Raw genomic sequence first — 24,161 nt, 5'->3', positions numbered from 1 at the left:
CACATTATCGTGCACGAGGCACACCCGGTGTCGACAGCGAAAGGGAAGGATCTCGTGAACAATCTGTTCCAAGAGAATCTGCGGGAGTACATCGACAAACTCCGCCTCGAAGGGTACACCGTCGAGGACAGTCAGACCACGGATCCGCACCTCATCGACCCCATGGGCCGGGCCGTCGAAACCTGGCGGGAAGGGTACCCGTACGACGAACAGATGGACCGCGAAGAGTACGAACTCGAGAAGTACAAACTGCAGGTCGAACTGCTGAAATTCCAGTACTGGGGTCAGGACACCGGCGCCAAACACGTCATCGTCTTCGAAGGTCGTGACGCCGCCGGCAAGGGCGGAACGATCAAACGCTTCACCGAACACCTCAACCCGCGTGCCGCCCGCGTCGTCGCACTCAACAAACCCTCCGACCGCGAAGCCGGACAGTGGTACTTCCAGCGCTACATCTCCCACCTGCCCACGAGCGGGGAGATCGTCATGTTCGACCGCTCCTGGTACAACCGGGGAAATGTCGAGAAAGTCATGGGATTCTGCACCGACGACGAATACGAGACTTTCATGGAACAGGCTCCCGTGTTCGAGAAGATGCTCATCGACTCCGGAGTCCACGTCACGAAGTTCTGGTTCTCCGTGACCCAGAGAGAACAGCGGACCCGGTTTGCGATCCGTCAGATCGACCCGGTGCGGCGGTGGAAGCTCTCACCGATGGATCTCGAATCCCTCGATCGCTGGGACGACTACACGGAGGCGAAGGAAGAGACTTTCCGCCGCACGGACACCGACCACGCTCCGTGGATCACGATCAAGAGCAATGACAAGAAACGCGCCCGCCTCAATGCGATGCGCTACTTCCTCAACCAGTTCGACTACGAGGACAAAGACCCGTCGGTCGTCTACGAAGCCGACCCGCTTCTGGTCCGCCGCGGCCGCGACGCCGTCGACGACTAGTCAGCAGTCGTCCACCGTCACCGAGGCGGGGGATCGGTGATCCGGGCAGCGTGCCTGTCTCCTGTGAGTGGTTCCACCGCGGAATCCGCTCCGTGATCGAGGTGAATTCACCCACAGGAGACGCCCCAGCCGAGACACGGTGATCGGGGGATCGGTGGTCTCGTCGAATGATTCCGGACAGGAATTCGGCCGGGTGGAAGGGGAAAGACCACCCGGCCGGAACCGTGGAGCGGGACTCGAACCCGCTGTGCAGTGACGTGCTGCTGTGCCGCCGGACGCCGATGCTCCGGACTGCGGCGAAACCGAATCAGCTCTCTGCTTCGGCGTCCTTCCGTGCCTTGCGCAGCGCCCGGCGCTTCTTGTGACCGGTGAAGCTGAGCAGGAAGAGGATGATCGCCAGAAGCACGAAGAGTCCGCCGCCGGCGATGCCCGCATCGACCCAGAACTGAGGGGGGAAGAGGCGGATGAGCGAATCATCGGCGTAGAACTCCCAGGTCCCATCGGCGAAGAACACCTTGTGGAAGCCGCGGAAGAAGCTGTCCCAGCCGAGGACGGCGACGACGGCGACAGCGGCCATGAAGATGATGCTGAAGATCGACCCCAGGCGCACGCCTGCATGGATGCCCGATCCGTTCTTGCGGCACATGTAGATGCCGAACAGCACGGATCCGATGATGCCGACAAGAGCCACGAGGTAGAGCAGCGAGATCAGACCCTTGACGTCAGCCATATGGCTGAGCTCGTCGGAGATGAAGATCGGCTCCCCGTTGGGCATGACGATATCGGCGAGGTAGCGCCGGGAATCGAAGTTGTGCAAGTAGTCGATGACATAGGTCCCGTAGTGCTCACGGTCGGCGGCACTGAAGCCGAACTGATCGGCCGGGAAGCCGGGCCGGAAGTACTCGAATTTGAGGAAGATCCCCGAGGCGACGAAGCGCACCGCCAGAGCCAACAGGACGAAGGGGGTGGCGAGCATGATCCAGATCGTGCCGATGACATCGAGCACGGACCGACGTCGTTCGGGCACCTCGGGGTCACGGGCATCGGTCGACGTCGCCGCCTTCGACACCGCAGCCCAATCGGCTTCGCTCATCACCGCGGTGCGCGCATTCTGCGGCACCTCGCGTGTGGCACCGGTAACGGTCGAGGATGATGCGCCGGTCGTCGATGCAGCGGTGGCCGAACCCGTGCCGGCGGACTTCTGCGCGGCGGTGTGTTCGGCGGTGCGCGTGCTCGCGGTCGCGGGCTGAGAGGCAGGATTCGTCGAATGGGCGGGAGTCACCCTCACCGGGCCCGTCGAGGGCTTCGCGTCCGCGGAATGCTTGGGGGCATCCTCGGCGATGGGATCCGTGATCGGATCAAACGCCTCGGTGTCGGTCGAGGGATCATTGGCCGCCTCCAGAGGGGCCTGCGACTGCTTATCGGCAGCACTGGCAGACCCTGAACTCATCCGCCTGCTCAGGAGGTCTTCGGTCTCGTTCTTCTCGTCTCTGGACACATCCCCATTGTCAGTGACCACGGGGTCCAAGCCCGGGAGGACACGCCACGGCGGCGGATTTCGCCGGGTCGCTAGCCGAGGAGGGCGGCGATGATGACGAGAGCCGGAACGGACAGGACCGTGGTGATGAAGACGGCATCGCGCATGAGCGCCTCGGATTGTCGGTACTGCATCGAGTAGATGTAGACGTTCTGTGCGGTCGGCAGGGCGGAGGTGACGACGATGGCGAAGAGGTCGATCCCGTCGTAGCCGAGCAGAGGGCCGCCGATGGCCCAGGCGATGACCGGCTGAGCGATGAGTTTGGCGCCGGTGATGTAGCTCAGCTGTGCGCGGCTGCCCTTGACGGGGATTCCCCACCCGTCCTTGAGCGAGATGCCGAACGCCAACAGGGCACCCGGGACCGCGGTCGCGCCGATCATGTCGATCGGTTCGAAGACGAATCGCGGCAGCTCGAAGCCCGTCGCCGAGGCGGCCACACCGGCTGCGGCTCCGAGGACGATGGGGTTCTTGAGCACTTGGAGGACTGCGGAGTACCAGTGCGAATCATGCTGCTTCTTGCCCGCTCCGTCGAGCACGGCCATGCCGATGGGAGCGAGGACGAGCAGCTGGAAGAGCAGAACCGGGGCGACATAGCCGATGTCGCGGAGGACATAGGCGGCGATCGGGATGCCGAGGTTGCCGATGTTGACGTAGCTGGTCGCCCACGCGGAGAACATCGCCTCACCCGTGCTGCGCTTTCTGATCCACTTGGTGAGGACGAACAGGGCGGCACCGACGATGAGTGCGGACCCGCCGGTGGCGAAGAGGGCGGTGTTGAAGATCAGCCCGAGGTCGGTGTCGGCGACGGTGACATAGAGCAGGGTCGGGGTGCCGGCGTAGAAGACGAGCTTCGCGATGACCTGCTGGCCGTGGGGACCGAGAACTCCGGAGCGGCCGAGGACGAACCCGACCAGAATGACACCGGCGATGACGGCGAAACCTTCGAATACGGCCAGCATGGGCTGCTCGGGTCCTCGCTTCCTACGTCTGGGAGTGCTGCGGTCGGTCTGGTGCGGCTGGTGTCAGTCCCGAAGGGCGGGTATCGGTGTGGGACGGCTAGGGTCGGAGCCGTCGGGTCAGGGTCAGTCCGCCTCGGCGATATCGGAGACGACATAGGAGGCTGCGGCGCTGACCGCACTGACGGCGAACACGGCCGGCCATGCGCCGATCTTCTTCGCCAGGGGATGGGAGGCGCCGAACCCGCCGAGGTAGGCCAAGCTCAGTCCGGTGGCGGCCGGCCAGCCCTTCTTCACATACCAGGAGCGGGCGGCGTAGGCGCCCGCTGCGGCGAGGACGACTCCGCCGAGGGGGCGGATCCCGGTCTCGCGGGCGGTGAGGAAGCCGCCGATGAGGCCGACGGCGACGAGCGGGGCGGTGGAGACTTCGCGTGCATCCTTCATACGGACCAGTTTAGGCGTGCAGGTCAGCGGACCGGACGGCGGTCTCATAACGAGGAACGAGAGGTGCGGTCTCAGAACAGGCTGATCTTGATCACCGAGGCGACGCTCAGCACCGAAATGAGGCACACCGAGGTGGTGAGGAAGATGACCGCCCACGGCGACGGCCGGCCGCGTTCGGCCCGAATCGAGACCGAACCGAGCCGGTAGCGCCTGACCTGCATGGCGATGGCGACGATGGCCATGCCCATGCACACGACGAAGAGCGCCACCGACCAGCCTTGGAAGACGTTGATGAAGCGCATGAAGATGAGGCTGACGACCGTCATCGTCAGACTCGTGCGCAGCCAGGATTGGACGGTGCGTTCCGGCTGCAGAGCCGGATCGTCATGCGGCTGCGGTCGCGGTGAGCGGGTCGGCATCACAGCAGGCCGGCGAACACCAGGACGAGGAGACCGGCACCCAGCGCCGAGGCGAGGCTGACGATGGGGATGATGAGCGGCAGCGGCAGCGAGGTCTTGCGACGCATCGCCGATTCGATGCGATGCCAGCGGACGGCGGCACCGGCGGCGAGGATGAAGCCGATGACCATGAGCACGATCGACAGGGTCGCCCGCAGACCGGAGCCGAAGATCTCCGAGGTGAAGGCCTCGACGGCGATTCCGCCGCCGATGAACGCCAGCGCGGTGCGGATCCAGGACAGGAAGGTCCGCTCGTTGGCCAGGGTGAAGCGAGGATCGGGGTCGACTCCGTCGGGGAAGACCCGTCGGGCGATGCGACTGCGGGAGTCCTGCGATGAATTGTTCTCACTCACCCTTCGAGGATAGCCGTAGACGGCGCAGAGATGGTGTGGAAGCCTGTGCTCATGAGCGACGACGAGACGATGAAGTCCTTCCTGCAGCAGTCCCTGCGCCGCGGTCGGACGAACCTGCGATGGAAACTGTCCGGACTCGACGAAAGATCGCTGAGGTGGCCGCGCACCCCGACCGGATTCAACCTCCTCGGTGCGCTCAAACATATGGCGCAGGTCGAGATCGTCTACTTCGGCGACACTTTCGGCCGCGCATGGCCGAACCGGGAAGAGGTCGTCACCGATGCGGACATCGACCTCGATCCGCAGGCAGACTGGTGTGCGACCGAGTCCGAGACGACCGCGTATCTGCTCGACTTCTACACCCGCGTCGCCGACTTCGCCGACGAGACCATCGACTCGCTCAGCCTTCATTCGCCGGGACGGGTGCCGCATTGGCCCACGGGCCGCGACGAGACCACCTTGGGACAGATCATGGTCCACGTCCTCGTCGACCTGACCCAGCACCTGGGCCAAGTCGACATCGTCCGGGAAGGCATCGACGGGTTCGCCGGACTCTCGGAAGGGGCCCCGAACCTGCCGGAGGACTTCGACCACGACGCGTATCTCAAACGTCTGCGAACAATTGCCGACCGCTTCTGAGCGGCGGGCCGGGGTCGGCCGTCGCGAAGGGTGGTGACCGATGACACGACAGCGCCGGTGTCACCTATTATGACTGTGGACATGCTGAGACCGCTGCGCCGCCGATATGCGGGAGAATCCGATGGAGGATCCCCGACCACACGGTGAGTCGGTGCGCGGCCGACGATGAAAGCGAATATCTCCATGAGTGAGCAGTCGAACGGTTCCGGCCCCGGCGACGCGGGCGACGCAGAGACCGTTTCCGGAATCGAAGAGGCCTCCGGCCCGGCCAAATGGAAGGTCATCGGTCCCGGCCTCGTCGTCGCGGCCACCGGCGTCGGCGCCGCGGATATGGTGGCGACCCTGGTGGCCGGCAGCCAGTTCGGCTACGGACTGCTGTGGGCGGTGATCGTCGGCGTCATCCTCAAGATCGTCCTCGTCGAAGGAGCCGGCAGGTTCAGCCTCGCGACCGGAAAGACGATCTTCGAGGGGTGGCGATCGCTCGGCCGCTGGACCACGTGGTACTTCGGGCCGTACATCATCATCTGGGGCTTCGTCTACGGAGCCACGGCGATGAGCTCTGCGGCGCTGCCGCTGGCCGCGCTCTTCCCCGGCCTCAACCTCACAGCGTGGTCGGTGCTCATGGGCCTGGCCGGCTTCGCCATGGTGTGGTTCGGCCGCTACGCCGTGTTTGAGAAGATCACCGCCGTCCTCGTCGGGATCATGTTCATCACCGTCGTGGGGCTGGCGATCATCGCCGCCCCGAACATTCCCGATATGCTCACCGGACTGATCCCGATCATCCCCGAAGGCGGAGTGATCTACACGCTCGCGCTCGCCGGAGGCGTCGGCGGCACCATCACGCTGGCCGCCTACGGCTACTGGCTGCGTGAGAAGGGCTGGCACACTCCGAAGTGGATGCGGGTGATGCGCATCGACAACTCGATGGCGTACGTGATGACCGGCATCTTCGTCATCGCCATGCTCATCGTCGGCGCCGAGGTGGTCCGGGCCGCGGGCGTCTCGATCTCTGCCGAGGACAAGGGACTGCTCGACCTCGCAGACGTCCTGAAAGCCCGCTACGGCGAGGTCGTGGGCATCGGCTTCCTCGTCGGATTCTGGGCCGCTTCCTTCTCCTCCATCATCGGAGTATGGAACGGAGTGTCCCTGATGTTCGCCGACTTCTGGGGGCATATGCGCAAGAAGCCGGGCGGACACCCCGACACCCTGACCGGCGGCAAGTACTTCAAGTTCTATGTGCTGTGGCTGACGTTCCCGCCGATGCTGCTGTTCATCCTCGGCAAACCGATCGGCCTCATCCTCGCCTACGGCGTCCTCGGCTCGCTGTTCATGCCGTTCCTCGCCGTCACCCTGCTCGGCCTCCTCAACGGCAAGAAGATCCCGAAGGAATGGGCGAACAAGCTGCACACGAACATCGCTCTGGCGATCACAGCACTGCTGTTCATCATCCTCGGCGTCCAGCAGCTCTACTCGGCGCTCGCCCCTCTCTGGGGCGGCGGGGAGTAACCCGCCTCGACGGGGCCGGGCCCGGGCATTGCCGCTAAGCTGGGAGACGCAATGGCAGAAGAGAACCCGACCCCGTCAACCACTCCAGCGAACACGAATCCAGGACGGCCGCCTCGGCGCGGGAAGAACGGACGTGGGCGTTCGCAGCAGCGACGCAGAACCACGGCAGCACACCATCAGCAGCGCCGAGCCCGGCTCAAGGACGCCCGCGCTGCCCATCCGGTCGCCGTCACCTACCCCGAGGATCTGCCGGTCACCGCGGCAAAGGACGAGATCGCCGAGGCGATCCGGGACAACCAGGTCGTCATCATCGCCGGTGAGACGGGATCGGGAAAGACCACCCAGCTGCCGAAGATCTGCCTCGACCTCGGCCTCGGGGTCGACGGACTCATCGGCCACACCCAGCCCCGGCGCATCGCCGCCCGGACCGTGGCCGAGCGCATCGCCGACGAACTCGACGAAGAGCTCGGCAGCACCATCGGCTACCAGGTGCGGTTCACCGCGCAGGTCGCCGATTCCACCCGGGTGAAGGTGATGACCGACGGCATTCTGCTGTCCGAGCTCTCGCGCGACAAGCTGCTGCGAGATTATGAAGTCATCATCATCGACGAGGCACACGAACGCAGCCTCAACATCGACTTCCTCCTCGGCTACCTCAAAGAAGTGCTCGACCGACGTCCCGACCTCAAGGTCATCATCACCTCGGCGACGATCGACCCCGAATCGTTCTCCGCTCACTTCGATGACGCTCCGATCATCTCCGTCGAAGGCCGCACCTTCCCCGTCGAGGTCCGGTACCGGCCTCTCGGGGACGATCCTGCCGATGACGACGTCGACGGTCCCGGCGAATCCGGGAACTACGAAACCGGAGTCGAGGAGCAGACCGACGGAATCATCGCCGCCGTCGACGAACTCGCGGCCGAGGCACCCGGTGACATCCTCGTCTTCCTCTCCGGTGAACGGGAGATCCGCGACACCGCAGATGCCCTGACCGACCACCTGCGCAGACGTCCGCGGATGAGCAATTGGGAGGTCGTGCCGCTGTTCGCCCGACTCTCGGCGGGGGAGCAGCAGAAGGTCTTCCAACCCCATTCACGACCCCGCATCGTCCTGGCCACGAACGTCGCCGAAACCTCGCTGACGGTGCCCGGAATCAAATACGTCATCGACGTCGGCACCGCCCGCATCTCCCGCTACTCCAACCGCACCCGAGTGCAGCGACTGCCGATCGAGCGGATCTCCCAAGCAAGTGCGAACCAGCGCAAGGGCCGCTCGGGGCGCACCAGTGACGGCATCTGCATCCGCCTGTACTCGGAAGGCGACTTCGAGTCACGTCCCGAATTCACCGACCCGGAGATCCTGCGCACGAACCTCGCCAGCGTCATCCTGCAGATGGCCTCACTGGGATTCGCCGCAAGCGATCAGGAGATCCTCGACTTCCCGTTCCTCACCCCGCCAGAGGCCAGAGCCGTCCGTGACGGACGGACGATGCTCACCGAACTCGGGGCGCTGACCAGCGACTCGGCAGGGAAGATCCACGTCACCGAGATCGGTCGGAAGCTCACCGTGCTGCCGATCGACCCCCGCCTGGCTCGGATGGTCATCGCCGGGGCAGAGGCCGGCTGCGGGGGAGAGGTCACCGTCATCGTCGCCGCGCTGTCCATCCAGGACCCCAGGGAACGTCCGGCGGAGGTCCGAGCCGCCGCCGATGAGAAGCACGCCCGATTCACCCACCGGGGCAGTGACTTCCTGTCCTACCTCAATCTGTGGAACTACCTGCAGAATCTGCAGGCGGACATGGGATCCTCGAAGTTCCGTCGCCGCTGCAAGGACGAGTTCCTCAACTTCGTGCGCATCCGCGAATGGCAGGACCTCGTCGGTCAGCTGCGCTCTCTGCTCGGTTCGGCCGGCATTCGCATCGAGAAATCCGTCTGGCAGCCGGGCGGCGATGCCGACATGGCCGGATCCGCTCTCGATGGCGAGGGCGGCAAGGTGAATGCAGGGGGGCCCGGTGACGGTTCCGACCGCGGTCGAGGCGGTCGCAGCGGTCGTGGTCGTGAGGGTCAGAATGCTCCTGGCGGTCAGGGCACCCGTGGCGGTCGGGGCGAAGGAAGTGCTCAGGGCGGACGAGGTGCGAACGGCAAGATCGGATTCGCCGAACTCAGCGCCGCCAAACGCAGTGCGAAGAAGCAGGGCGCGACCGGTCCGGCCGGGGACACCGGGAAGCAGGTGGCAGCTGCCAAACTCGACCCGCATGCCGCCGCCATCCACCGGTCCCTGCTCACCGGTCTGCTGACGATGATCGGGTCACGGTCGGAGCGGCACAAGGACTATCAGGGAGCTCGCGGCACCCGGTTCGCGATCTTCCCCGGATCCGGACTCTTCAAGGTCAATCCGGACTTCGTGATGGCTGCCGAACTCGTCGAGACCTCCCGCCTGTGGGCACGCACCGTCGCCGCGATCGATCCGGACTGGGTCGTCGAAGCCGCCGGTGACCTGGTCACCCGCCAACATTCGGATCCGCACTGGTCGACGAAGGCCGGCGCGTCGATGGTCTACGAGAAGATCTCCCTCTACGGGGTCACTCTTGTCAGCGACCGTCGCGTCGGCTACGGCACCATCGACGCCGAGGCCGCCCGGGACGCGTTCATCCGCAAGGGTCTTATCGAGGGCGACTGGCACGAACGCTTCGGCTTCCTCGACCACAACGCGGCCGTCATCGACGAGGCCGAGGAGCTGGCGTCGCGGACACGGAACCGTCGCGTGCTCGACCAAGACGATGCCCTCTACGAATTCTTCGACGAACGGATTCCGGAGGGGATCACCTCGGCGGCGGATTTCCGGGGCTGGTGGAAGAAGCAGAAACGGCGGGACGCGCACCTGCTCGACCTCACAACCTCGGTGCTGCTCAGCGACGACAGTGAGGAGCTGACCGCCTCGGTGGCCTCGGATTTCCCGATGGAATGGGAACTGGCCGATGGCACGCGGGCGAAGCTGCGCTACTCCTTCGACCCCGGCAGCACTGAGGACGGGGTGACCGTGGAGATCCCCGCCGAGGCGGTGCCCGCGGTCGACGCGGACGAATTCAGCTGGCAGGTCCCCGGCCTGCGCGAAGAACTCGTCGCCGCCTATATCCGGTCATTGCCGAAGAGCAAACGCCGATACTTCGTTCCCGCTCCCGACGTCGCCCGCGAGATTCTGCCGGCGCTCACCCCGTACCAGGGAAGCCTGCCGGACGTGCTCGCTGCGTACTTGAGCGAACGCGCCGGCGGGGGAGGGCTGAACGATCTCGTGCCGATCACGGTCACCGCCGACGATTTCGACCGATCGCGGATACCCGCCCATCTGCGGCTGACCTTCCGGGTCGTCGATGGGAAGAAGACCGTCGGTCTCGGCGAGGACCTGGCTGCTTTGAGGACGAAGGCCACACCGCAGGTGCGCAAGGCCCGCCAGAAGCAGAGCGCGTTCACCCCGAAGACGGGTCTGACGGACTGGTCGTTCGGTGAGCTGGCCGATCCTGATCAGGCTGCGGCCGGCGTCGTTCCGGGCCTTGCGGACCGTGCGACATCGGTCGACCTCGTCGCCTTCGACACCGCAGTGCAAGCGCGCCTGGCCACGCGAGAAGCGATCATCACTCTGCTGGGCCAGCACACGTCTGATGCACTGAAGTACCTGCAGGACGGGCTGACCACTCAGGAGAAGCTCATCCTCGCCGGTCATCAGAAGACCGCCGACGAGCTGCTGGGCGGGCTGATTCGTGTCGGGGTCCGCGGTCTCGTCGTCGACAGGTTGGGGCCTGCCGAGACGTCGTGGGTGGCTACCGCCGATGAGTTCGCGCAGCTGCGCAAGGACGTCGACACCGGGCTGCCGCTGACCTGTTCATCGCTGCTGCCGTCGCTGATGAAGGCGCTGCAGGCGGCGACCGAGCTCGACAAACTCGTGTCGAGGGCCTCCTCGTTGGCGATCCTGTCGAACCTCGCCGACGTGCAGGCGTGGCGAGCCTCCCGAACGAGTGCCGCCGCCATTGCGGCGATGACTCCGCAGATGCTGCGTGAGCTGCCCCGCTGGGTACAGGCCGAAATGGTGCGCATCGGCGGAATGCAGGACTCGCCGATCCGTGACAAGCAGCTCATGGATCGAGTCACCGGCTGCAGCAGCGACGTGGTCAAGAAGATCGGCAACCGATTCCCGGCGCTGGCGAAGGCCGAGTGGTCGCAGCTGATCGTGTCGCTGCCTGCCGAATGGGTCGAGGTCGTTGTGATGCTCGAAGAGCTGCGAGTGTCACTGTTCGCGAATTCGCTGGGCACGGCACATCCGGTGTCGGAGAAGCGCATCGCGAAGGCCCTCGCCCAGCTCTGACCCGAGCATCCCTCACCGGCAGCGGCACAACACCGCGTTGCAGAGGGGCGTTGTGTCACGAAGAGTGACGGACGCGCGAGCACCTGTAGGAGAAGCCGCTTGCGGGAGGATTAGTCGCGAAGGGGTGGTTCTACCGCGACGGGTGGGGGCTGCGAGTCCGGGGCTCGCGAAAGCTGGAAGTCTGGATGGGCGGGGCTCAGCCGAGGCCGGCCCGACGGCGAAGGTCAGACGTCGGCGAAGAAGCCGCTGAAGAGCCACCACAGCGGCAGAGCTCCGGCGGCAAGAAGGGTGGCGACACTCCACCAGATGCGCCACTTCCACGTGCGACGGCGAGTGCCGATGAAGAGGAACGCGAGATAGAAGATGAGGCAGAAGGCCCCCGACAGGCTGAGCAGCACCATCCCGGCCGCCTCGGTGCCGGAGGTGCCGAGATCGAAGAGGTACTTCGTCGTCTGCGCGATCTGCCAGGAGAACCAGATCGCCGCGCACAGCAGCGGGACTCCCAGGACCCCCGCGATGATGAGCGGCAAGGCTTTGAGCCAGCGTTCCTTCGGCTCCGAACGGCCGGCGTATTCGACGAATTCCTCAGACATCGCACCCCAGCATATGGGCCGATTCCGACAGGACGCTGGATGCAACGCCCACAGGTCACCCCGCACATACGGTTCCGGGTACCGGACGCCCGCCACAAGCTGGCCCCACACTGTGACTGAGCGGACACGCCGGATGGGCGCGAAGAACGATAGGATATTGCGGTGACTTCTGGCCAGTATTCCGTTAAGGACATCCGACACGAGGCGTCCCGCCGCCGCACGTTCGCTGTCATCTCCCACCCCGACGCGGGCAAATCGACGACCACCGAGGCGCTCGCCCTCCACGCTCGCGCCATCGGCCAGGCCGGAGCCACCCACGGCAAAGCTGGTCGCCGCGCCACCGTCTCCGACTGGATGCAGATGGAGCAGGACCGCGGAATCTCGATCTCCTCCGCCGCCCTGCAGTTCGAGTACCGCGACGCCGTGTTCAACCTCGTCGACACCCCTGGCCACGCCGACTTCTCCGAGGACACCTACCGTGTGCTCTCCGCCGTCGACTGCGCCGTCATGCTCATCGATGCCGCCAAAGGCCTCGAGGCGCAGACGATGAAGCTCTTCGAGGTCTGTGCCCATCGCAACATCCCGATCATCACGGTCGTCAACAAGTGGGACCGTCCCGGCCTCGACGCCCTCGAACTCATGGACGAGGTCCAGCAGCGCACCGGCCTCCTGCCCACCCCGATCACTTGGCCCGTCGGCCAGTCCGGAGATTTCCGCGGAGTCCTCGACCGCACCAGCGGCGAGTACACGAAATACACCCGCACCGACGGAGGCGCCACGATCGCCGGTGAGGACACCTACACGTCCGAGGCGGCCGCCGACCTCGAAGGCGATGCCTGGACGACCGCTGTCGATGAGTCCGATCTGCTGGAGATGGAAGATCAGAACCACGACCAAAAGACGTTCCTCGCCGGCAAGTCGACCCCGGTGATGTTCGCCTCGGCCGTGCTCAACTTCGGCATCCACAAACTCCTCGACCTCCTCGTCGACCTCGCCCCGCCCGCCGAGGCCCGCCTGGACAAGGACGACCAGCCCCGCCCCGTCGACGATCCCTTCTCCGGATTCGTCTTCAAGGTGCAGGCCGGCATGGACTCCCACCACCGCGACCGACTCGCCTACATCCGAGTCTGCTCGGGGGTCTTCGAACGCGGAACCGTGCTCACCCACGCCAGCACCGGCAAACCCTTCGCCACGAAATACGCTCAGCAGGTCTTCGGTCGCGACCGCGATGTCGTCGACGAAGCGTTCCCGGGAGATGTCGTCGGATTGGTCAACGCCTCAGCCCTGCGCGTCGGTGACTCCCTCTACCTCGACAAGAAGGTCGAGTTCCCCGGCATCCCTACGTTCTCACCCGAACACTTCATGGTCATCCGTGCCAAGGACTCCTCGAAGTACAAACAGTTCCGACGCGGCATCGAACAGCTCGACCACGAAGGCGTCATCCAGGTGCTGCGCTCGGACCTGCGCGGTGATCAGGCACCCGTGCTCGGCGCCGTCGGGCCCATGCAGTTCGAAGTCGCCGAAGACCGGATGACCAACGAATTCAACGCTCCCTGCACCCTGGAGCGTCTCAACTTCTCCCTCGCCCGACGCACCACTCCCGAATGCGTGCCGACCCTGGCACGGGAACGCTCGGTCGAGGTCCTCCACCGTTCCGACGGAGAGCTGCTGGCGCTGTTCTCCGACCGGTGGCGGCTGCAAGGCGTGCAGAAGAACCACCCCGACCTGGTTCTCGAACCTCTGGTCGTCAGCTGAGACGAGCACTGCCGCGTTCGAAGGCCGGTGTCCGGCATTTTGACGCGGAGATTATTATGGATAGCTGGGGCCGAAGCGAAGCCCTACAGGGCCAACCGCCCGCGTGGGACATTCCCGCCGCTCGGTGAAACCCAAACAGACAAAGGAGAATTGTGGGAACGAAATCGATTCGAGTCGCGATTGCCGGACTGGGCAACTGCGCCTCGTCCCTGATCCAAGGCGTGGAGTACTACCGGAACGCGTCGCCCGGGACGAAGGTTCCCGGCCTCATGCACGTGGAGTTCGGGGACTATCACGTCGGTGACATCGATTTCGTTGCCGCCTTCGACGTCGACGGCAAGAAGGTCGGCGTCGACATCGCCGAGGCGATCACTGCCAGCGAGAACAACACCATCAAGCTCGCCGACGTGGAGCCGACCGGCATCGAGGTCCTGCGCGGACCCACCCTCGACGGACTCGGCGAGTACTACCGCGACACGATCGTCGAATCCGACCGCGAGGCCGTCGACGTCGTCAAGGCCCTCAAGGACGCCGAGGCGGATGTGCTCGTGTGCTATCTGCCCGTCGGTTCGCAGAAGGCCGTCGAGTTCTATGCTCAGGCCGCGATCGACGCGAAGGTCGCCTTCGTCAACGCCCTGCCCGTGTTCATCGCCGGCACCAAGGAATGGGACGAGAAGTTCCGTGCCGCTGGTGTCCCGATCGTCGGCGACGACATCAAGTCCCAGATCGGTGCGACCATCACCCACCGTGTGATGGCGAAGCTGTTCGAAGACCGCGGCGTCGTCCTCGACCGGACCTACCAGCTCAACGTCGGCGGCAACATGGACTTCAAGAACATGCTCGAGCGTCAGCGCCTCGAATCGAAGAAGATCTCGAAGACCCAGGCCGTGACTTCGAACACCTCCGCCCAGCTGTCCGACCGCGACGTCCACATCGGACCCAGCGACTACGTCGAATGGCTCGACGACCGCAAGTGGGCCTTCGTGCGCCTCGAAGGCCGCAACTTCGGCGACGCTCCCGTTTCCTTGGAATACAAGCTCGAGGTGTGGGACTCGCCGAACTCCGCCGGCGTCATCATCGACGCCGTGCGTGCGGCGAAGATCGGCCTCGACCGCGGAATCGGCGGTGCCCTCATCTCCGCCTCCTCGTACTTCATGAAGTCGCCCCCGGAGCAGCAGGACGACGACGCCGCCCACGAGGCCGTCGAAGCGTTCATCCGCGGCGACCTCGAGCGCTGATATCGCCGAGGCGGCCCACCCTGATCTGAGATGCTGAGTCGCCTGCCGGCTGAGAGGGCGCCGATCGCAGAATCTGCGGTCGGCGCCCTCGGCTATTCACTGCGGTCGGTGAGAACGGAACCGCAGGGCCACCTCGGCGAGGGAAGGATGCTCACGGCATCCGGAATATGAGATTCCCGTGACACAACGCCGATTGTCCATGACACTTGCTCCTTAAGGTGATCGCTCTCACAGGGGCGAGAACCTGCTCAACGCATTCGCAAGCGCCGCCCTGACCGAGGAGAACCGATGTCGAGCACCACACCTGCAACCGCAGAGAAGAGGAAAGACAGTTCCGAGCTGAGCTGGCTGATGCGCGTCCTCGTCATCATCGAGAAGGCCGGCAACAAACTGCCCCACCCGTTCTGGCTGTTCCTCTCGCTGGCCGTCATCGTCATGATCCTCTCGGCGATCTTCGCGTCCACCGGACTCAACGCCGTCAATCCGGCCACGGACGAGAAGGTGACGGTGACGAACCTCTTCTCCACCGAGTCGCTGCGTGAGATCGTCGCGGGAGCCACGAACAACTTCGTCACCTTCCCGCCGCTGGGACTCGTTCTCATCGTGCTCATCGGCGTGGCCGTGGCCGAGCAGTCCGGGCTCATCCCGGCGATGCTGCGCGGAACCATCGCCGGTGCTTCTCCGAAATGGATCACGTTCATCGTGGCCCTGGCCGGAACCGCCTCGTCGATCGCCTCGGACGCGTCCTACATGATCATGATTCCGCTCGGCGGACTCGCGTTCAAAGCCGTCGGCCGCAATCCGCTGCTCGGCTGCCTCGTCGCCTATGCCGCGACCTCGGGAGGCTATTCGGCCGCGCCCATGGTCAACTCGCTCGACACGATCCTCGGCGGCCTGTCGACCTCGGCCGCACAGATCATCGACGCCGACTACTCGGTCAGCCCGGTCGCGAACTTCTACTTCAACTTCATCTCCATGTTCGTCGTCGCCGCCGCGGTGACCCTGGTGACCGAGCTGGTCCTGTCCAAGCGAGCCGACCAGATCGAACTCGACGAGGAGACCGACGACGATCCGGACAACTTCGACGTCAAGATGGCCCTCGACGCCCACGAGAAGCGCGGGATCATCATCGCCGTCGTCGCCATCGTCATCTGCGCGGCGGTGCTGTTCGCCCTCGCCTGGCCTGCCGGATCGTTCCTCCGCGATGAAGCCGGAGGCTTCGGTCCTGAATCGGGTCTGATGGCCGGAATCGCTGCGATCATCGGCTTCGGCTTCTTCATCGTCGGCATCGTCTACGGCTACGCCACCGGATCGATCAAGCACACCGCCGATATCCCGGAGATGATGGGCAAGGGGCTGCTGCCGTTCGTGCCGGTGATCGTCCTGTTCTTCGCTGCCAGCCAGTTCCTTGCGCTGTTCAAGATGTCCAACCTCGGCGAGATCTTGGCTATCAAGGGTGCCGAGGTCTTCGGCGCACTCAACACCGGACCGTTCGTCATCCTCGTCGGCGGGTGGCTGCTCGTGGCACTGGGCGCACTGTTCCTCACCTCAGGTTCGGGGCTGTGGACGCTTATGGCACCGGTGCTCGTCCCGATGTTCATGCTGCTGTCGATCTCCCCGGAGACCACACAGGCTCTATACCGCATCGGTGACTCGACGACGAACATCATCTCCCCGATGAGCCCGTACTTCGTCGTCGTCCTCGGCTTCATCCAGCGATACAAGAAGGATGCCGGCATCGGCACGGTGCTCTCGTTCACGATCCCACTGTCCTTCGCCATGTTCATCCTCTGGGGACTGCTGTTCTTCGTCTGGTGGGCCACCGGAATTCCGTGGGGACCGGGCTCGGCCACTCACTATCAGATGGGCTGAGCCGATCACCGGATGGGCCGATGCGGGAATTCTCCCGCCTGATCAGGTGTTGTCCACCACAGCATCACGATCGTGCAACGTCGGACGCTGCAGGCGGGAATCCTCAGTTCCCGTCCAGACCGTCCGGTTAGACTGTGACTGTGAACGATCATCCGCGCAGCCTCCCGGCTGCGCACCTTCTACTCAGATCGAAAGGATCTCGACCGTGAGTAACCCCATGATGAACCGGGCGATCAACCAGGGAGCCCAGGCCGGACGCAACCAGCCGGTCATGTCCGATCAGGAACTCAACAACCTGTTCAACCAGCCTGCCGCGGAGAACCGCAACGCAGGCCCCCAGGTCGCCGACCGTGCGATGACCTATGACGATGTGATGATGAAGACCGGTGTGCTCTTCGCCATTCTCCTCGCAGGTGCCGTCGTCGGCTGGCTCGTGCCGATGCTCGCCCTCCCTGCGATGCTCATCGCGCTCGTCCTCGGCCTCGTCAACGCCTTCAAGAAGGAACCGAGCAAGGCTCTCATCATCGGCTACGCCGCATTTGAGGGTGTCTTCCTCGGCGGAATCTCCGCGATCTTCGAGTCCATGTACCCGGGCATCGTCGTTCAGGCCGTGCTCGCCACCTTGAGTGTCTTCGGCGTCATGCTCGCCCTGTTCAAGTTCAAGGGCGTGCGCTACGGCTCCAAGATGATGAAGTTCATGGTGATCGCCGTGGGCGGCTACGCGGTCTTCTCGATCATCAACTTCTTCTTCGCCATGTTCACCGGCTCCGGCGGCGCCCGCAGCATCGAGATCTTCGGAATGCCGCTCGGAATCGTCATCGGCATCGTCGCCACTGTGCTCGCTGCCATGACCCTGATCATGGACTTCCAGATGATCGAAGAGGGCGTGAAGCACAAGATCCCGGAGAAGTACTCCTGGATGTGCGCCTTCTCGCTCATGGTCACCCTCGTGTGGCTCTACATCGAAATCCTGCGCCTCATCTCCTACTTCAGAGACTGAGAGACGTGACCGTCCCACGCACGTGGGCTGCGGCCGAACGCTGAACGAAGGGCGGATCCCCAAGGTGGGGGTCCGCCCTTCGTCGTGCGTTGCGAACTGCCCATTGCTTGTGATCACTTTTCTGCCTATCGTCTGAGGTACCGACGAGAAGCGTCGGCGGACCGTCTTCATCGATGAAGCGCGGTCCAAGGACCTCATGGCCTGAGAGGACGATTCGATGACGAATCCGATGCGCGGTGTGTTCGCCGTTCCGACGACCCCCTATTCCGACGACGGAGACCAGAACCTCGACGCCCTGGGCGGTCGCATCGAGGAGGTGCTCGCCTCAGGAGTGACCGGGCTTCTCGGCCTCGGCGCTACGGGGGAGGCGCTGGCACTCAGCGCCGCCGAGCGGGAGGCACAGATCAGGACCATCGTCTCCGCTGTCGACGGCCGGGCGCATGTGGTCATCGGCTGTATGGCCTACACTCCGGCGCAGATGTCGGCCCAGATCTCGAATGCCGCCAGCTGGGGCGCCGACGCCGTCATGGTCACTCCTCCCTTCTACGGCGGACTCGAACCCGATGCCGTCATCGCCGCCCTGCGACCGGTGCTGACCGAGTCCGCACTGCCGGTCATGGTCTACAACAATCCCCACTCCACCGGCACCGATCTGCTCCCGGACCACCTCGCCGGCCTCCAGGACACCGGCCGACTCTGGAGCGTCAAAGAGACCTCCGGCGAAGCCACACGGATCCGGGAGCTGCGCGACCGCCTCGGTGACGACACCGAGATCTTCGTCGGGGCAGACGGCATCGCCCTCGAGGGCTTCGCCCAGGGCGCCAGCGGCTGGGTGGCAGCCTCGGCGTGGCTGCTGCCCGATCACTGCCAGAGACTGTGGGAGTTGGCCGACAGCGGTGACTGGGCCGGAGCCGTCGACCTGTGGAGAAGCCTCGGGCATGCCCTCGGACTCATCGAGGGCGACTCCGCCTTCATCTCACTCATCAAACGGGCGCTCACCCATTCCGGCCGGGAACAGGGACCCGTGCGTCCACCCCTGCCGACCGCCGACACCGAAGCACTGGCGTCGCTGCTCGACGCGATCGCCGAACTGGAGAGGAAACCCGCAGCATGAGCACTACGACTTCAACTGACAGCACCCTCATCGACCGTGGCCGAACCGCGCTGCGGGACATCATCGACGGCGACTTCGGACAGTGGATCGGCGGCCGCGCCGTCACCGGCACCGGCGACGAGATCGGTCTCATCTCACCGAGCGACGGAACAGTGATCGGAAGCCTGTCCGCGGCGAGCGTCGAGCAGCTCGATGACACCGTGGACACAGCGCGCACGGCCTTCGACGAGGCCGACTGGGCAGGAGACGCGAAGCTGCGGGCGCGAGTGCTGCGTCGCCTCGCCGACCTCGTCGAAGCCGATGCCGAAGAGATCGCCTACCTCGACGGCATCGAAGCCGGGAAGGTCGCCCTCGGCAGCGTCGACGAAGACGTCCCCGACGTCGCCGCGAACCTCAGACTGAGCGCCGACCTCATCTCCCGCGATGACGGACGCTACCTGCAGATTCCTGACGGCTGGGGCTGGGTGACGAAGGTGCCCAGCGGAGTCGTCGGTGCGATCCTGCCGTGGAATTATCCTGTGGCCATGCTCGGCTGGAAGGTCGCCCCGGCGCTGGCCGCCGGCAATGCGATGGTCGTCAAGACCTCTGAGGATTCGACGCTCAGCGCCCTCCACCTCGCCAGGCTCGCCACCGAGGCAGGGGTGCCCGACGGCATCGTCAACGTCCTCACGGGCACCGGCTCAGGCATCGGCGCCGCGATGGGCCTGCACAACGACATCGACGTGCTCACCTTCACCGGTTCGGGACCCGTCGGCAGGTCCCTCCTCGAGTCCTCGGCCCGGTCGAACCTCAAGAAGGTCTCCCTCGAACTCGGCGGACGGGCCGGCTACATCGTCGACTCCGCACACGCCACGGACTTTCCCGCCATCGTCGCCGACATCGCCGGTGCGTCCTTCGGCACCAGCGGCCAGAACTGCACCGCCGCCTCGCGGGTGATCTACGTCGGCGACGATGACGAGCGGTTCGCCGAGTTCCGCACCGCACTCATCACCGCGACCGAGGCACTCACCGTCGGCGATCCGTTCGCTGCCGAAACGGACGTCGGACCGGTGATCAATGCTCGCGCGCGCGACCGCATCACCTCGTGGGTCGACGAAGCGGTGGAGAAGGGAGCGCGAATCCTCAACACCCGTGCCGACGTCCCCAGCACCGGCACCTGGTACCCGCCGACCGTCATCGAGAACGTGCCTGACAACAGCGAACTCGGCCGCGGAGAGATCTTCGGCCCCGTCACCCAGCTGCTGCGACGCACCGACAGAGACGACGCCGTCGACCTCATCAACGGCGAACCCTATGGGCTGGCCTCGAGCGTGTGGTGCGAGGACATCGCCCGAGTCCGATGGTGGGCCAGCCGGATCCGCGTGGGCACGCTCGCCGTCAACGGCTACAGCGAAGGCACCGAAGCCACTCCGTTCGGCGGAATGCGACAGTCCGGATTCTGGGGCCGCGACAACGGCCCGGAAGCGCTGGAGACCTATCAGGAGACCATGACCGTATGGGTCGCCGACTCCTGAGCATCGTCTGAAGTTCCGCCGCGGCCGCCACTCCTGAGGACTATCATGGGTCCATGACCACAGCAGCGGCGGAACTCGAGACCGAGGTGCGTCGTCTGCGGATCCGAATCATCTCCCTGACCACTGCCCAACTCGACGAGGCGGCCCCACCGGCGTCGAGCAGACGTGCAGTCATCCGTGAGGCCCTGGCCGAATTCTCATGGATCGGATCCGAGGCCCGGCCGGTCCCCGAACTCGGAGATCAGAACCTCGCGGACCAGGTCGTCGTCCTCCTCGAACACGGACTTCGTTCGGCGCAGACCCTGCCCGAACCCGATCGCGAGAACCGGATCAGCACCCTCACCGAGGCGGCCGTGCGCCTGCGTCGAAACCTGGCCTGAGCATGGGGGAGACGGAGGGTCTGGTGGGGAGCACTCAGCGCATGTGGCCGTCCGTGCTCGCCGGGGTCGTCGCGACGCTCATCTATTTCGGCGCGGCCGAACTCATCGCCCGCAGCCTGGACGTGGCGTCGGCCCCTGCTCTGCTCATCGGCCAGGCGCTCATCCCGCTGATGCCGACCGTGCTCATCAAGTCCGCGATCGCGGTCTTCGGCACTCACGACAAACTCGCCCTCGCCATCACCATCGTGGCAGGAGGGGCGGGGTGCGGTGCGATCATCGGGTGGATCGGCGCTCGCCGTCGCGCTCTGGCGCTCGTCCTGCTCATCGGTTTCGGGCTGCTGCCTGCCGTCGTCGGCTTCAGCTCCGGTGCCGGGCTTGTGGCCACCCTGCCGAGCCTCGGCGGAATCGCCGCCGGGGCCGCAGCCTTCCTCGTCCTCCTCCACCTCGCCGAGGCTCCGACTCGAGCCGGACAAGGCACGGCCGGCACGCCCTCGGAAACCACGTCATCTCCGACCCGACCCGGGCGGAGGGCCTTCTTCGGGCTGGCCGCGGGACTGAGCGCGGTCGGCATCTCCGCCGTCGCGGCCGGACAGTCCGCGGCCACACTGGCGCGCAGTGCGGCAGGAACGGTGACGAAGCTCGTCCTGCCACGGCCGGCCGCCTCGGCGCCGGAGATCCCCGCGGGCGCCGAACTCGACGTACCCGGACTGACCCCGCTGGTCACGGAGACCTCTGACTTCTATCGCATCGACACGGCGCTGTTCCCGCCGTCGATCGATGCGGGAACGTGGATGCTGCGCGTCCACGGAATGGTCGAGAACGAGTTCACGATCTCCATGGCCGAACTCCTCGAACTTCCACTCCAGGAGCATTATGTGACCCTGGCCTGCGTCTCGAACGAGGTCGGCGGCGATCTCGTCGGCAATGCGAAATGGCTGGGCTATCCGATCCGGGATCTGCTCGCCAGGGCGAAACCGCACGCCGGCGCGGACATGGTGCTCTCGGGCTCCGATGACGGATTCACCGCCTCCACCCCGCTCGAAGTGCTCACCGATGACCGGGCGGCCCTGCTGGCCGTGGCCATGAACGGCCACGCCCTGCCACGCGACCACGGATACCCGGCCCGGCTGGTCGTCCCGGGACTCTACGGGTACGTCTCGGCCACGAAATGGGTGACCGATATCGAGGTGACGAGGTTCGCGGACAAGGAAGCATATTGGACGACCCGCGGCTGGTCCACCCACGGACCCGTGCTGGTGGCCTCCCGCATCGATGTGCCCCGCCCCGGCGCCACCGTTACGCCCAAGAGCGGCGACCGAATCGTCACCGCAGGCATGGCCTGGTCGCAGCACACCGGCATCGAGAAGGTGCAGGTGCGCATCGACAACGGGGACTGGACCGAAGCGGAACTGAGCGAGGAACTCACCGCCGATACGTGGCGGCAGTGGCGGTGCGAGCACACGGGACTGAGCACGGGCACGCATACCGTCAGCGTCCGCGCGATCGACCAGGACGGAAACGTGCAGACCTCGGAGCGCAGACCCGCCATTCCCGGTGCCGCGACGGGACTCCACGAACGCCAGTTCACCGTCGAATGACGCCGCGCACCAGGTGGGAAAGGACTCGAGTCTGACCAGCACTTCCCACCATGCGAGCCCGGTGCGGCAGTCTCAGGCTTCTCGCGATACGTTGTAATCTCACTCACAGAAGCTGTTCTACTTACGTCACAACGAGGTGGTCAACGTGTTCGGTCTCCCGACGGCGACGGTCGTCATCATTGTCGGCATCCCTGCGATCTGGGTGATCTACACCCTTGTCTTCGTCTTCCTCTCCCGCGGATGGAAGGCCGAGGACGTGGCCGAGGATCAGGCACTGGCGCGAACCGCGAACGGCACGGACGGACGAGACGGCGGGGCCGCCTCGGCGAACGGGAACGGGGGAGCGGCATGAACATCGAAACCTGGTTCCTCGTCATCTACTTCGTCGCCATGGGCGGGATCGGCGTGTGGACGCTCAAGATCGGGTCGAAGGGCAGCGAGGGATATCTGCTGGGCGGCCGCAGCTTGGGCGCCGCGGTCACGGCTCTGCGTCTGCAGTCGTCGTCGATGTCGGGGTACATGTTCCTCGGTGCGGGATCGCTGGCCTATACGAAGGGCTACTTCTCACTCTGGTACGCGATGGGTGACATCGGCGGCGGCGTCCTCAATCTCTCGATCCTGGGCCGGCGGATGCGCAAGCTCTCGCAGATCCTCGGATCGCTCACATCGATCGAATACCTCGAACATCGGTATCCGTCGAAGTGGATCCGCGCGATCGCCGCACCGGTCGCGCTGTTCTGCATCTTCTTCTATGTCATGAGCCAGTTCATCGCCGGCGGACGCGGCCTCGAGATGGTCACCGGCGTCCCCTACGCCTGGGCTCTGCTCATCGCCGTCGGCGTCATCGTCTTCTACACCTTCCTCGGCGGCTACCTCGCCGTGGCCTACACCGACTTCGTGCAGGCGATCATCATGCTCATCGGCATGGTGTGGATCCTCATCGCCTGTCTGCAGGCCGTGGGCGGATGGACGGCCGGCAACGAGGCGGTCGGGCAGATCAATCCGAACCTGCTGACCATGTGGGGACCCGATGGAATCGAATCCGTCCAATGGGGAGTCATCGTCGGCGCCGTCCTCGTCTTCTCCATCGGCTATATGGGCTGGCCGCACGTCAACGTCAGCCATATGGCGATGAAGCGGCCCTCGGTGGCCAGGCGCGCCAGCCTCTACGCCACCGGGTTCAACCTGCTGTTCATCCCGGCCCCCTATATCGTCGGCATCATGGCGCTCGTCCTGTTGCCGACCCTGGACAACCCGGAACTCGCGGTCTTCCAAGTCGCTGACACGGTGCTGCCGGACTTCGCCGTGGGCATCGTCATGGCCGGAATCATGGCCGCGATCATGTCCACCGCGGACGCTCTGCTGCTGCAGTCGGGCACGATCGCCAGCCAGGACCTGTTCCAGCGCTTCTTCAAGAAGGACATGTCCGACCAACAGTCCGTCTGGGTCTCGCGGTTCACCGTCCTCGTGCTGGCGATCATCGGCTACTTCGTCGCCGTGAACGATCCGCCCGCAGTCGCCGAGGTGGTCATCTTCTCCACCACGGTGCTCGGCGCCGCATTCGTCCCCGTCTACATCGCCGCCGCGTGGTGGAAGAAGGCGAACGTGCCCGGTGCGATCACCTCGATGATCGCCGGCACCGTGTCCTCCGTCGTCTGGCAGCTCACCGGACTCGTCGACGTCACCGGAATCGACCCCATGGGAATCGGCATCGTGTGCTCGACGCTGGCTCTCATCCTCGTCTCCCTGGCCACCCAGCGTTCGCATCCGGTGCCTGCCCACGTGCTTGAGGCCATGAAGGAGACCGACAAGATCGGTGCGGTTCCCGCGCACATGCTCACCGGTCAGAACGATTCCCTGGCCGGTCAGGTTCCGAAAGACGCCTGAG

Annotated in this window: 20 protein-coding genes; 14 read left to right on the top strand and 6 right to left on the bottom strand. The window is 65.1% G+C overall.

What is annotated here, in order from left to right:
- Nucleotides 1–54: 54 nt before the first annotated feature.
- Nucleotides 55–957, top strand: coding sequence for a polyphosphate kinase 2 (ppk2, locus tag SB749_RS11490; RefSeq protein ID WP_410710449.1), 903 nt, complete (start codon nt 55–57; stop codon nt 955–957).
- A gap of 307 nt (nt 958–1,264) precedes the next feature.
- On the opposite strand, the gene SB749_RS11485 is transcribed toward ppk2, so the two are convergent.
- The 5 genes from SB749_RS11485 to SB749_RS11465 all read right to left on the bottom strand — a co-directional run bounded on the left by SB749_RS11485 (nt 1,265) and on the right by SB749_RS11465 (nt 4,705).
- Nucleotides 1,265–2,455, bottom strand: coding sequence for a TIGR01906 family membrane protein (locus SB749_RS11485; protein WP_410710448.1), 1,191 nt, complete (start codon nt 2,453–2,455; stop codon nt 1,265–1,267).
- Between the two features lie 71 nt (nt 2,456–2,526).
- Nucleotides 2,527–3,453 (bottom strand): AEC family transporter, encoded by a 927-nt coding sequence (locus tag SB749_RS11480; protein ID WP_410710447.1) that lies wholly within the window; start codon nt 3,451–3,453, stop codon nt 2,527–2,529.
- 123 nt (nt 3,454–3,576) lie between these two features.
- Nucleotides 3,577–3,894 carry a hypothetical protein gene (locus SB749_RS11475; protein ID WP_229663872.1) on the bottom strand — a complete coding sequence of 106 codons (318 nt, stop codon included), beginning with the start codon at nt 3,892–3,894 and terminating at the stop codon, nt 3,577–3,579.
- Nucleotides 3,895–3,965: 71 nt separating this feature from the next.
- Complete coding sequence (locus SB749_RS11470; protein WP_410710446.1) at nt 3,966–4,313, bottom strand: DUF202 domain-containing protein; 348 nt, start codon at nt 4,311–4,313, stop codon at nt 3,966–3,968.
- Complete coding sequence (locus tag SB749_RS11465) at nt 4,313–4,705, bottom strand: YidH family protein (protein ID WP_264801104.1); 393 nt, start codon at nt 4,703–4,705, stop codon at nt 4,313–4,315. Before SB749_RS11465 ends, SB749_RS11470 begins: the two co-directional genes overlap by 1 nt.
- Nucleotides 4,706–4,756: 51 nt before the next feature.
- Between SB749_RS11465 and SB749_RS11460 the strand changes: the two genes are divergently transcribed.
- The 3 genes from SB749_RS11460 to hrpA all read left to right on the top strand — a co-directional run bounded on the left by SB749_RS11460 (nt 4,757) and on the right by hrpA (nt 11,209).
- Nucleotides 4,757–5,344 (top strand): DinB family protein, encoded by a 588-nt coding sequence (locus tag SB749_RS11460; RefSeq protein ID WP_410710445.1) that lies wholly within the window; start codon nt 4,757–4,759, stop codon nt 5,342–5,344.
- A gap of 183 nt (nt 5,345–5,527) precedes the next feature.
- Nucleotides 5,528–6,850: an Nramp family divalent metal transporter gene (locus tag SB749_RS11455; RefSeq protein ID WP_410710444.1), complete on the top strand. Its 1,323-nt coding sequence runs from the start codon at nt 5,528–5,530 to the stop codon at nt 6,848–6,850.
- Nucleotides 6,851–6,901: 51 nt separating this feature from the next.
- On the top strand, nt 6,902–11,209 hold the full coding sequence (hrpA, locus tag SB749_RS11450; protein ID WP_410710443.1) for an ATP-dependent RNA helicase HrpA: 4,308 nt from the start codon (nt 6,902–6,904) through the stop codon (nt 11,207–11,209).
- A 224-nt stretch (nt 11,210–11,433) separates the two neighbouring features.
- On the opposite strand, the gene SB749_RS11445 is transcribed toward hrpA, so the two are convergent.
- Complete coding sequence (locus SB749_RS11445; RefSeq protein WP_410710442.1) at nt 11,434–11,802, bottom strand: hypothetical protein; 369 nt, start codon at nt 11,800–11,802, stop codon at nt 11,434–11,436.
- A gap of 162 nt (nt 11,803–11,964) precedes the next feature.
- Here SB749_RS11445 and SB749_RS11440 point away from each other — a divergent pair, with 162 nt between their 5' ends.
- The 10 genes from SB749_RS11440 to SB749_RS11395 all read left to right on the top strand — a co-directional run bounded on the left by SB749_RS11440 (nt 11,965) and on the right by SB749_RS11395 (nt 24,160).
- The gene (locus tag SB749_RS11440; protein WP_410710441.1) at nt 11,965–13,557 is read left to right on the top strand and encodes a peptide chain release factor 3; all 1,593 of its coding nucleotides are present in this window, start codon (nt 11,965–11,967) and stop codon (nt 13,555–13,557) included.
- Nucleotides 13,558–13,709: 152 nt separating this feature from the next.
- A complete protein-coding gene (locus SB749_RS11435) occupies nt 13,710–14,795 on the top strand; it encodes an inositol-3-phosphate synthase (RefSeq protein WP_101545123.1) in 1,086 nt (361 codons plus the stop codon).
- 288 nt (nt 14,796–15,083) lie between these two features.
- Nucleotides 15,084–16,667, top strand: a complete 1,584-nt coding sequence (locus SB749_RS11430; protein ID WP_410710440.1) for an AbgT family transporter — start codon at nt 15,084–15,086, stop codon at nt 16,665–16,667.
- 217 nt (nt 16,668–16,884) lie between these two features.
- Nucleotides 16,885–17,667 (top strand): Bax inhibitor-1/YccA family protein, encoded by a 783-nt coding sequence (locus SB749_RS11425; RefSeq protein WP_410710506.1) that lies wholly within the window; start codon nt 16,885–16,887, stop codon nt 17,665–17,667.
- A gap of 217 nt (nt 17,668–17,884) precedes the next feature.
- Nucleotides 17,885–18,781 carry a dihydrodipicolinate synthase family protein gene (locus SB749_RS11420; protein ID WP_410710439.1) on the top strand — a complete coding sequence of 299 codons (897 nt, stop codon included), beginning with the start codon at nt 17,885–17,887 and terminating at the stop codon, nt 18,779–18,781.
- Nucleotides 18,778–20,295 (top strand): aldehyde dehydrogenase family protein, encoded by a 1,518-nt coding sequence (locus SB749_RS11415; RefSeq protein WP_410710438.1) that lies wholly within the window; start codon nt 18,778–18,780, stop codon nt 20,293–20,295. Before SB749_RS11420 ends, SB749_RS11415 begins: the two co-directional genes overlap by 4 nt.
- A gap of 53 nt (nt 20,296–20,348) precedes the next feature.
- A complete protein-coding gene (locus SB749_RS11410; protein WP_410710437.1) occupies nt 20,349–20,675 on the top strand; it encodes a hypothetical protein in 327 nt (108 codons plus the stop codon).
- Nucleotides 20,676–20,698: 23 nt separating this feature from the next.
- The gene (locus SB749_RS11405) at nt 20,699–22,273 is read left to right on the top strand and encodes a molybdopterin-dependent oxidoreductase (protein WP_410710436.1); all 1,575 of its coding nucleotides are present in this window, start codon (nt 20,699–20,701) and stop codon (nt 22,271–22,273) included.
- Between the two features lie 145 nt (nt 22,274–22,418).
- A complete protein-coding gene (locus tag SB749_RS11400; protein WP_167194909.1) occupies nt 22,419–22,625 on the top strand; it encodes a hypothetical protein in 207 nt (68 codons plus the stop codon).
- Nucleotides 22,622–24,160: a sodium/proline symporter gene (locus tag SB749_RS11395; RefSeq protein WP_410710435.1), complete on the top strand. Its 1,539-nt coding sequence runs from the start codon at nt 22,622–22,624 to the stop codon at nt 24,158–24,160. The genes SB749_RS11400 and SB749_RS11395 overlap by 4 nt, the downstream gene beginning before the upstream one ends.
- Nucleotide 24,161: the final 1 nt, after the last annotated feature.

Origin of the sequence: Brevibacterium sp. SIMBA_078 (assembly GCF_046534565.1) — a bacterium.
Classification (GTDB): Bacteria; Actinomycetota; Actinomycetes; order Actinomycetales; family Brevibacteriaceae; genus Brevibacterium.
Note: the sequence above shows the minus strand (reverse complement) of the source record. Positions and strands in the feature narration are given on the sequence as shown.